Origin of the sequence: Nocardia sp. NPDC058519 (genome assembly GCF_042719755.1) — a bacterium.
GTDB lineage: Bacteria > Actinomycetota > Actinomycetes > Mycobacteriales > Mycobacteriaceae > Nocardia.
In genome coordinates, this window is the sequence record NZ_JBHXNK010000005.1 from 270400 (window position 1) to 280066 (window position 9667).

Annotated in this window: 8 protein-coding genes; 6 read left to right on the forward strand and 2 right to left on the reverse strand. The window is 69.6% G+C overall.

Annotated features, from left to right (window positions below; genetic code table 11):
- Positions 1-2: 2 nt before the first annotated feature.
- Together ACFWPK_RS08865 and ACFWPK_RS08870 are read right to left on the reverse strand one after the other, a co-directional pair.
- A complete protein-coding gene (locus ACFWPK_RS08865; protein WP_378914015.1) occupies positions 3-410 on the reverse strand; it encodes a pilin in 408 nt (135 codons plus the stop codon).
- Positions 407-1330: a hypothetical protein gene (locus tag ACFWPK_RS08870; protein WP_378914016.1), complete on the reverse strand. Its 924-nt coding sequence runs from the start codon at positions 1328-1330 to the stop codon at positions 407-409. The genes ACFWPK_RS08865 and ACFWPK_RS08870 overlap by 4 nt, the downstream gene beginning before the upstream one ends.
- A gap of 453 nt (positions 1331-1783) precedes the next feature.
- On the opposite strand from ACFWPK_RS08870, the gene ACFWPK_RS08875 reads away from it, so the two are divergent.
- From ACFWPK_RS08875 to ACFWPK_RS08900, 6 genes are all read left to right on the forward strand, one after another.
- The gene (locus tag ACFWPK_RS08875) at positions 1784-2434 is read left to right on the forward strand and encodes a hypothetical protein (RefSeq protein ID WP_378914017.1); all 651 of its coding nucleotides are present in this window, start codon (positions 1784-1786) and stop codon (positions 2432-2434) included.
- Between the two features lie 61 nt (positions 2435-2495).
- A complete protein-coding gene (locus ACFWPK_RS08880; RefSeq protein ID WP_378914018.1) occupies positions 2496-3503 on the forward strand; it encodes a TRM11 family SAM-dependent methyltransferase in 1008 nt (335 codons plus the stop codon).
- Entirely contained in the window at positions 3500-6040 is a 2541-nt protein-coding gene (locus ACFWPK_RS08885) for a helicase HerA domain-containing protein (protein ID WP_378914019.1), read from the forward strand. The genes ACFWPK_RS08880 and ACFWPK_RS08885 overlap by 4 nt, the downstream gene beginning before the upstream one ends.
- Before the next feature lie 39 nt (positions 6041-6079).
- Entirely contained in the window at positions 6080-7102 is a 1023-nt protein-coding gene (locus ACFWPK_RS08890; protein ID WP_378914020.1) for a replication-relaxation family protein, read from the forward strand.
- A gap of 7 nt (positions 7103-7109) precedes the next feature.
- Positions 7110-8108, forward strand: coding sequence for an NlpC/P60 family protein (locus tag ACFWPK_RS08895; RefSeq protein WP_378914021.1), 999 nt, complete (start codon positions 7110-7112; stop codon positions 8106-8108).
- 26 nt (positions 8109-8134) lie between these two features.
- On the forward strand, positions 8135-9565 hold the full coding sequence (locus ACFWPK_RS08900) for a cutinase family protein (protein ID WP_378914022.1): 1431 nt from the start codon (positions 8135-8137) through the stop codon (positions 9563-9565).
- Positions 9566-9667: the final 102 nt, after the last annotated feature.

A 9667-nucleotide genomic window follows, 5' to 3' on the forward strand; every position in this document is an offset into this window, starting at 1 on the left:
TGTCAGGCCCCGACAATAGATTTGAGGACGGCGACGACCACCGGTGCGAGCATCGCCAGCGCGTAGCCCAGGCACGCGGCGCGGAAGGCGGTCTTGGCCTTCTCCGTCTCGGCGGGATCGCCCGCACCGATCAGGTACCGGGCACCGGCCACGGTCAGGCACACCGTCGCCAGCCCGGCGAGGATGCCGATCAGCCAATTGTGGATGTTGTCGAGCACCTGATCCAGCGACGACGCAAGCGCCAATACCGACGGCTCCGGCGGTGCGGCCGAGGCCGATCCGGCTACCAGTGCGAGCAGCGCCGCTGTCACACCGAGCACGAGCAGGATCTTCGACCACCGCCGCCGGAGTACACGACGGGTGGCGTGCGCCGGTGCTGTCTGGGCGGGGTGGAATCGGTTCGCGTTCATGCCGCCACCTGCCCGTGCTCGGTGCTCGACGGTGCCGGTGCCGACGAGGGCTGATTCGGCCGGCGACCTCGCCGCGGCAAACTCCTCGCACCAGCGGGTGCGAGTGCGAGCACTGCGTGGGCTTCGACCGGGCTCGTGGGGCCCGGGTTGTGCCGGGCGCGTTCGGTCAACCAGGCCGACAGTGCGCGCTCGGCGCGGCGGCGTCGTTTGCGTAGCGCCCACACCGACTGCTCGCGTTCGGTGGCGAGTGAGGTCAGCGAGCGGCGTTGCCATCGCGAGACCGCGATCAACTCCGCCGCTGTCTCGGTGATCACCCCAGCCGCGATGGCCGCAGCGAGCACGGTCTCGGGGTGGCCGGGCGGGGACACCATCACCCACGCCTGCTCCCCGATCGGGCCGAGATCACGACCGATGTCAGCGACCGATACCACGCCCGACTCCTGCCGGTGTGCCGTCGCGGCGGCGCGGTAGACCGCCCACCGCAACCGAAGCAACACCCACGGCCGTTCCAGATCAACCCGTGGCAGATGGGCGAAGAACCCCGTCAGAACCTCGGACTCGATGTCCTCGCGACGGGTGCTGTACGAGGTCGCGAACGTGCTCGCCGTCTTGGCCAGCATCGGCTCTGCCAAGCAGGCGCACACCAGCGTCGCGTCCTGGCCGTATGCGCGGGAGCGCTCGATCAGCCACACCCAGATCGCGTCGACCTCGTCGAACGGTACCGCCGGATCGCGCAGCCGATCACGCAACTCGTTCCACGACTGCACCGGGTTTCCGGTAGCGCCCGTTGTTGGTGCGGGTCGCGGATCGGTGGGCAACGGCTGTGCGGTGATCCGGTCGAAACTCGACCGCACCACCGCCAACGGCGAGGTCGAAGGCCCGCTCGATTCCGGGTATTCGACCAATTCTGAATTCGTCACGATGACTCCTGCTCGGTGAAATGAATTCCGACCTCACAAGGACACCGAAGACCCACACCCAAATCGCACCCAAACCACACCCGAACAACCCCCAAACCACACCCGAAACACACCCAAAACATATCCGGCACGATTCAGCGAATTTCGGGCACACGCCTGGACCTGCTGACCTGCACGAGCCACCGGTGTATCTACCAGCGAAGGTGTACCGGCGGGTGTGGTTTGGGTGTGATTCGGGTGTGGTTTGGGTGCGTTTTGGATGCCTTCCGCAACCATTCCGTCACGCGGTCAAAAATTCTTTTGAAAAGTTTCTTTCGACGTCTGGGCGATTGCGATCCGGGCGCTGATCGCGCACGCAGGGAATTCTTCGAAATTGGTGGAGGTGTGTCCCGAAATCGGATTTCTGACGGCAGTAGATAAGTACACAGTTCTCTCTCACCGTCAGGAGACGCGATGTCCGCGAATTCCCCTCAGCGCCGCCCCCGCTCAGCTACCTCGCCCACCGGAGTGCCGATCCCCTCGACCCTGTGGGCCCTCGGTGCCGATCGGCTCGACCCCGAGGGCCGCTGGCCCGCAGCGATCGTTGCCCGCACCGTCGGTGAGTTCTCCGCTCCCGGTTCGCGAGTGTTGTTGATCGACTGGCCCGCCCCGACCGCCCGAGGCAATCTGCGGGTGCCCGCGCCGGACACGGCAGCGGCAGTCGCGGCGATCCGAGACCTCGACCGCGACAGCAGCGACGCGCCCGACAGCGGTGAATCAGTCGATCTCGTTATCGCGAGTCTGCTGGGCGACCCTCTCGATCCGGTGCGGGCTGCCGAGTACATCACCGCGCTCGCGACCGAGGCGATGGCGATGGGCGCGCTGCTGGTCGTGCTCAGCCGCTGCCGCCACAGCGAGCACGGGGTTCTGCTCGACCCGGCCAGTTCGGTCATCCTCGCCGCCCAGTCCGCCGATCTGCTCTACCTCCAGCACATCATCGCCGCACCGGTCACCGGCGACACCGTCACCGCCGCCCCGCCCGCCGACCCGACCGCGCCGGGCCTGGCGCGCCACGTCGTCGCCCACACCGACGTCTGTGTGTTTCTGCTGCCCGAACACGGCTGACCCCGCGCCCCGTCTCGCCGACCTCGCTGCCCGATCAATCGATCCCGTGAAGGACAACTCGATGTCTCTGCACCCCGCCACCACACCCGCCGACTCCGCTACCGCCGCACAGCCCACCGCCGCCGACGTCGCCGTGTCGGTGTGGGCAACCGCCCAGCACGCCCCTGCCGCGCAACGACGGGGCCGCTATCACCCCGACAGCACCGCGCACCCGGCCAAGATGTTCCCCGCGATCGTGCAACACGCGGTCGAGACCTACACCCGGCCCGGGGACCTCGTTCTCGACCCTATGTGCGGGATCGGCACCACCCTCGTCGAATCGCTACATCTCGGCCGCCGCGCGGTCGGCGTCGAATACGAAACCCGCTGGGCCGAACTGGCCCGCACCAACATCGGGCTCGCCCGCGAGACGGGCATCGATCTCGACGGAGCCGTCTACACCGGCGATGCCCGCAAACTGCGCGACCTGATCCCGGCGGAGTTGCGTGGGCAGGTGGATCTGGTGATCACCTCCCCGCCCTACGGCGACTCCCTGCACGGCCACGTCCGAGCCAACGGCAAGCAACCAATACGCAAGGTGAACCACCGCTACGGCGCGGTCCTCGACCGAGGAAACCTCGCCAACGTCGGCCTCGGTCGCCTGCTCTCGGGGTTCACCAAGATCCTCGCCGGTGCCGCCGAATACCTCGCCCCGGGCGGGCATGTCGTGATCACCGCCCGACCCTGGCGTCAGCACGCCGAGTTGGTGAACCTACCCACGCATTTGTTCACCTGCGCCGAGCTGGCCGGGCTGGTCCCGGTCGAACGATGCGTCGCGCTGCTGGGCCGCCTGACCGAGGGTGAGCTCGTCGCGCGTTCGAGCTTCTTCCAGCGCGACTTCGTCGTCAAACAACGCGCTGCCGGGCTGCCGATGCACCTGATCGCGCACGAGGACGTAGTTGTGGTCCGCAAGCCGGATGCGGCGGCTGCCTCGATCGATCGCCGTGGTGCTCGCGGGCGCTTGCCGTACGGTACCGGCTCGTTCTGGGGTAGCAGCGATGCGGCCGGGCCCGGGTCGGTGGCGGCGTGAGCATCGCCCTCACCAACCCCGAGCAGGGGTGGTTGGGGCGGGCGCTGCTCGCCCCAGCCGCGACCCTGCGCGACCTGACCGCAGGGATCGAGGCCAGCTTCTCGTCCTTCACCGCTGTCGCGGTGCTGTTCGCGGCGAGCGCTGTGCTCGCCGCGGTGCAGGGCCTCCAGTGGCTACGTCGGCGCCGGCTGAGTGCGTGTGCTCGCCAGATCACCGTGCTCACCCCGCCCGAGGTCGACGCCAAAGGCGCGCTCGCGTTCTGGGCGCACCTGATCGGGCAGCTGCGCCCGGCTTGGGCGCGGGTGCTGTGGGGGCAGCCGCATCTGGGGTTCGAGTACACCGTCACCCCGGAGGAGGGTGCCGCGATCCGGCTCTGGGTACCCGGCGCGATCCCACCCGGGTTGATCGAACGCGCGATCGCCTCGGCCTGGCCCGGCGCGCACACCGACACCCTCACCCCCGCCCGGCCGCCGCTACCGGCCCCGGCCGAAGGCGTCCGGCGGATCGTGGCCGGAGGCGAGCTACGGCTCGGGCGGCGCGAGGGTTTGCCGTTGAGTACCGATCACTCCGGTGATCTCGTGCGCGACCTGATCACCGCCGCCGACGAGCTCGCTCCCGGCCAAGCGGCGTGCGTGCAGATCCTCGCCCGGCCGGTCACCGGCCGCCGCGTCTCCCGAGCCACCCGTGCCGCGGCGAGCACCGGTATCTCGGCAGGGATCCTGATGGGGCTGCTGCGCGAGGCGCTGAACCTGCTCACCCCCGGCACCATCACCGCAAGACCAACCCGGACTGGGGGTGTCAGCGACGGCCGAGGCAGCGACCGCCAGGCCGTGATGGAGTACAGCGCCGCCGCCCGCGCGGCGGCAGCTAAAGCGCGTGGCGCGCACTGGGAAACCGTGGTGCGGTATGCCGCCTCGATCCCGGTCTCCGACGATCCCGACGACGCCAACCCGGCAGCGCAGGCGCGAGCGGTGGCACGCGGGCGGGCCGACGCTCTGGCCACGGTGTTCGGGGCCTGTACCGATCACAACTTCTACCGGCGACGTCGCCGCCTGCGCTTGGCGGCGCTGATCCGGCAGCGGCGTCTCGGGCGCGGGGACGTGCTGTCGGTACCGGAGTTGGCGACGATCGCGCACCTGCCCACCGACACCGGGCTGCCCGGCCTGCAACGGGCCGGAGCCCGCGCGCTGTCTCCTGCCCCGGAGATCCCCGTCGGCGGCGAGTTCACGAAACCGCTGGGGATGGCCGACACCGGAACTCGCCGCCCGGTCGCGGTCAAGATCTCCGACGCCCGCCATCACCTGCACATCCTCGGCCCGACCGGTGTCGGCAAGTCCACCCTGCTCGCCCGCACGATCCTCGACGACGCCGACGCCGGGCGCGGGGTGATCGTCATCGACCCCAAAGGTGACCTCGTCACCGACGTCCTATCGCGATTGCCCTCCCGCATGGCCGATCGAGTGGTGCTCTTCGATGCCGACTCCTCCGCCCCGCCACCGTGCGTGAATCCCCTCGACATCGACCGGATCGGGCGCGCGGGAATGGATCTCGCCGTCGACAACCTCGTCACGGTCTTCCACCGGATCTTCCACCAGTGGTGGGGGCCACGCACCGACGACATCATGCGCGCCAGCCTTTTGACTCTGTGCGCCCAGCCCGGCACCGCCACCCTGGCCGACCTCCCCCGGCTTCTGACCGAGCCCGCGTTCCGCGCTCGGGTCACCCGCACCACCAAAGACCCCGTCCTGCGCGGGTTCTGGGACAGCTACGAAACCCTCTCCGACACCGGCCGCGCGCAGCTCACCGGACCGTTGTTGAACAAGCTCCGGGCGTTCCTGTTGCGCCCGTTCGTGCGCGCCGCGATCGCGGGCGGACCTTCGACGGTCGAGTTCGCCGACATCCTCGACAACGGCGGCATCTGCCTCGCGCGATTGCCGAAAGGTTCCCTCGGAGAAGAAACCTCGCGCCTGGTCGGGTCGCTGTTGGTGGCGCGCACCTGGCAGGCGGTGACCGCGCGGGCCCGGGTTCCCGCCGCCGACCGGCCCGACGCGGCGCTGGTGCTCGATGAGGCCCAGAACTTCCTCAACCTGTCGACTCCGATCGAGGACATGCTCGCCGAAGCCCGAGGTCTGCGCCTGTCGCTGCTGCTGGCGCATCAGAATCTCGGCCAGCTCTCGCGCGAACTGCGCGACGGGATCTCGGCCAATGCCCGCAACAAGATCGTGTTCGCGGTGTCTCCCGATGATGCCCGGGATCTGGCCCGTCACACCGATCCGTGGTTGTCCGAGCACGACCTGTCCCACCTGGACGCCTTCCACGCCGCCGCGCGGCTGCTGGTCGACGGACGCAACGCGCGCCCGTTCACTCTCGCCACCCGGCCCCTGGACCCGCCGATCCCGGGCCGCGCCCGTGAGATCGCCGCCGCTGCCCGCGCACGCCTCACCACACCGGCACGCACACCCGAACCCAGCGCCGGGCCGGTCCCCGACCCGGGCGAGCGGCCAGATCCCGCACGGCCAGACCCTCGCCAGCCCTAGGAACGCCACCCGCCCTGTCCGAGAAAGGTTGCCGCACTGATGATCTCCCCAGCCGACCGGCAAGCAGACCGACGAGCACCCCGCCCCGAGCCCCGCACCACGCGACCCCGCCCGGTCGAGACCACCGCGCTCGTGGCGCGGCTGACCGAGCGTGACCGCTGGATCCTGCGGATGCTGCACGAGCACCGCGTCCTGACCACCAACCAACTCGCCACCCTCGCCTTCCCCACCCCGGCTCTCGCGTTGCGTCGCCTGAGCCTGCTGTACCGCTACGGCGTCCTGGAACGGTTCCGGCCCTTACGAACCCGGGGCAGCGCACCGGTGCATTGGGTGCTGGCCCCGGCCGGAGCGACCGTGCTCGCCGCGGAGGCCGGGATCAGCGTGCGTGAGCTCGGCTACAACCATCAGCGGACCCTCGCCGTCGCTCACAGCCTGCATCTGACCCACACCCTCGGCGTGTCCGACTGGTTCGCCACCCTCACCGCCCACCCACCCCGCGACGAACACGGCGAACAAGCCCAAGTGCAGGCGTGGTGGTCACAGACCCGCTGCCAACGCCTGTGGGGCGACCTCGCACGACCGGACGCGTTCGGCCGCTACACCCACGCCGAGACCACCCTCGATTTCTTCCTCGAATACGACCTCGCCTCCACCACGTTGAGCCGGGTCGCGGCCAAGCTCCACGGCTACAGCGAACTGGCCCGCACCACCGGCGTCATCACCCCGGTCCTGCTGTGGGCTCCGACCATGCTGCGCGAAGCCAACGCCCGCGATGCCCTGCGCCACACCTGGCAACGCCTACCCGACCCCCATGCGGTGCCCATCGCCACCGCCGCCACCGAACTCCTGCGCCCGAGTCCCGAGGCCAGCCCCGCCGATCAGGTGTGGCTACCGCTGGACACCGACACCGACCGCAAGCGCCTGCACGAACTCACCACCGTCTGGCCCCAACGAACCCCACCAGCCACCAGCGTCGACACCGAGCAAACCTCGACACCGCTGAACGGGCTCATCATCCTCGCCCCACCACCACCGCGCCCCCCGGCCTCCGAATTCTGGTGAGACAGCAATGCTGGTCAAAACACTCGGGGCAGGCTACGCGGCGTTCGTGTTCTTCGTCGTCGTGATCGCCTCCGTGGTCACGACGGTCGTCGTGTTCGACCAATCGCTGACCGCGCCCGCCCCGGGGACGGCGAGCGGCGGGTCGGCTCCGAGTACCGAAGCCCAACAAGACATCCCGGCCGAGATGCTGGTGCTGTATCAGGCTGCCGCCGGTGATTGTCCTGGGCTGGACTGGTCGGTGCTCGCCGCGATCGGCAAGATCGAGACCGACCACGGCCGCTCGCACCTTCCCGGAGTGTCGTCGGGGGAGAACAGCTCGGGAGCCGGTGGGCCGATGCAGTTCCTGGCCCCGACCTTCGACTCGGTCACCGCCCGCCATCCTCTTCCTGCTGGTGGTGCGAGCCCGCCCTCGCGCTACAACCCCTCCGACGCAATCCACGCCGCCTCGTTCTACCTCTGCGACTCCGGCGCACCCGAGGACATGTACGCGGCGATCTTCGCCTACAACCACGCCGACTGGTACGTCAACCAAGTCCTCGCCCAAGCCGCCCGCTACCGAGCCACCAACACCTCCGGCGGCGACTGCGCGACCGCCTCACCACCGAACCCGACTGCCGCGCAGGTGATCTCCTTCGCCTGTGCCCAACTGGGCCTGCCGTATGTGTGGGGCGGCAACGGGCCCGACGTCAACGGCGGCTGGGACTGCTCCGGACTCACCCAAGCCGCCTACCGCGCCGCCGGAATCTCCATCCCGCGCACCACCTACGACCAGGTCCACACCGGCACAACGGTTTCCGAGAACCAGCTCGCCCCCGGGGACCTCGTGTTCTACGGCACCGCCGCCGACGTTCACCACGTCGGGATCTACCTCGGCGGCGGCCAGATGGTGCACGCCCCCACCTTCAACGAGCCCGTCCAGGTCTCGGCCTACCGCTGGGGAGGTGACGACTACTACTCCGCGATGCGCCCCTCGCCCGCCCAGGACGGCTCCCGCGCCACCCCCTGACCACCCTGCACGAACGGAGAAAGCCCATGCACCACAACCACACTCGAACCGCCCGCCGCGCCGCAAACATGGCACTGTGCGCTGCCGTGGCCGCGACCACCGTGACGGCCGGTGTCGCCGCCGCAGAACCGACACCCGACCGCACCGGGGCACAGTGCCCGCGCTGGACCGCACTGCTGGTACCGGGCAGCTACGAGACAACCCTCACCACCAGCGGGCAGACCACACCCGGGATCCTCGCCCAACTCGGGCAATCGCTGACCACTCGCTACGGCAGCGATATCGAGGTCCGCACGCTCGCCACGACGACGAGCGGTGCAGGTTCGGTGAGCGGAGCAGAACTCACCGCGGCCGTCTCGGGGCTGTGCTCGGACACGCGAGTCGCTTTGGCCGGCTACGGCCAAGGCGCCGAGGTCACCGGCGACCTCGCCACCAGCATCGGCAACAGTAAGGGCCCGATCCCGGCCTCACGAGTCGTGGCCGTCGCGCTCGTCTCCGACCCACGCCGCGACCCGACCACCACCCAGCTCGGCACCCCGGTCACTGGGCAAGGCGTCAGCGGCTCGCGTTCGCAGAGCTTCGGCGAGTTGACCGAGCGGGTTCGCACGCTCTGCCTCGAGGGCGATAGCTACTGCTCGACCACGGCCGAGTCCTCGCCGGTCCTCGCCGCGGTGAGCCGTGCACTCGCCACCGCAACCTCGACCACCTCCACCTCTGCCCCGACCGCCACCGTCTCGCCCACGACCACAGCGAAGGTCCCCACCACCACGACGAGTGCGCCGACCACGACCACCTCGACCGGGCAGCTCAGCGCGTCACAGGTTCTCGCCCAGGTGGTCACCGTTCTCAATGGGCTCGCGAGCTTCACCGCGAACGTGCCCGCCATCATCAACGACCTCGCCCAACTGCCCGGCCTGATCGCCAGCAGCGACGTGCCCGGCCTGCACCGAGTCTCCGGCGACCTCAACAATCAGTTCAACCCCCTGGTCGCGTTGGCCGATGGGCTCGATCTGCGCCTCGTAGCCCTCGCACTGAAGCTGGCCGCACCCTTGGACACCACCGGGGTCGCCATGATCGCCGCCGAGATCGTCGGTGTCCTCGCAGGTCTCGATATCTCCCGTATCGCCACCGACATCGGCCAAGCCCAAGAGATCGCCTGGACCGCCGCCGAAACCCTCGCCAAGGGCGACCCCGTCGCCGCGTTCCTGGCGCTGACCGGGCTGGCACCGATCGCCGCCGACCTGCTCTCGGCCACCGCCAGCGCGTTCACCGGGACCGGATTCCCTACGCTCACCCAGACCTACAACACCGCCACCACCGCCGGGGCGGGCACCACCGGCACAGGCGTTCCGGCCCCCCAGAACAGCGACACGGCCGTGTTCGACGCCACCGGCTACGAAATCGCCGCCACAGCGTTGACCGACTGGATCGTCGGGGCTATCGACCGCAGGAAGTAGGCCCGCACCGACCCCCGCAGCGCACAGCAAATGGCCGGTGGTGGCGCGCGAAAACCACGGGCCCCCCCCCCCCATACATAGGTAGGCCGGGGGGGGGGGGAA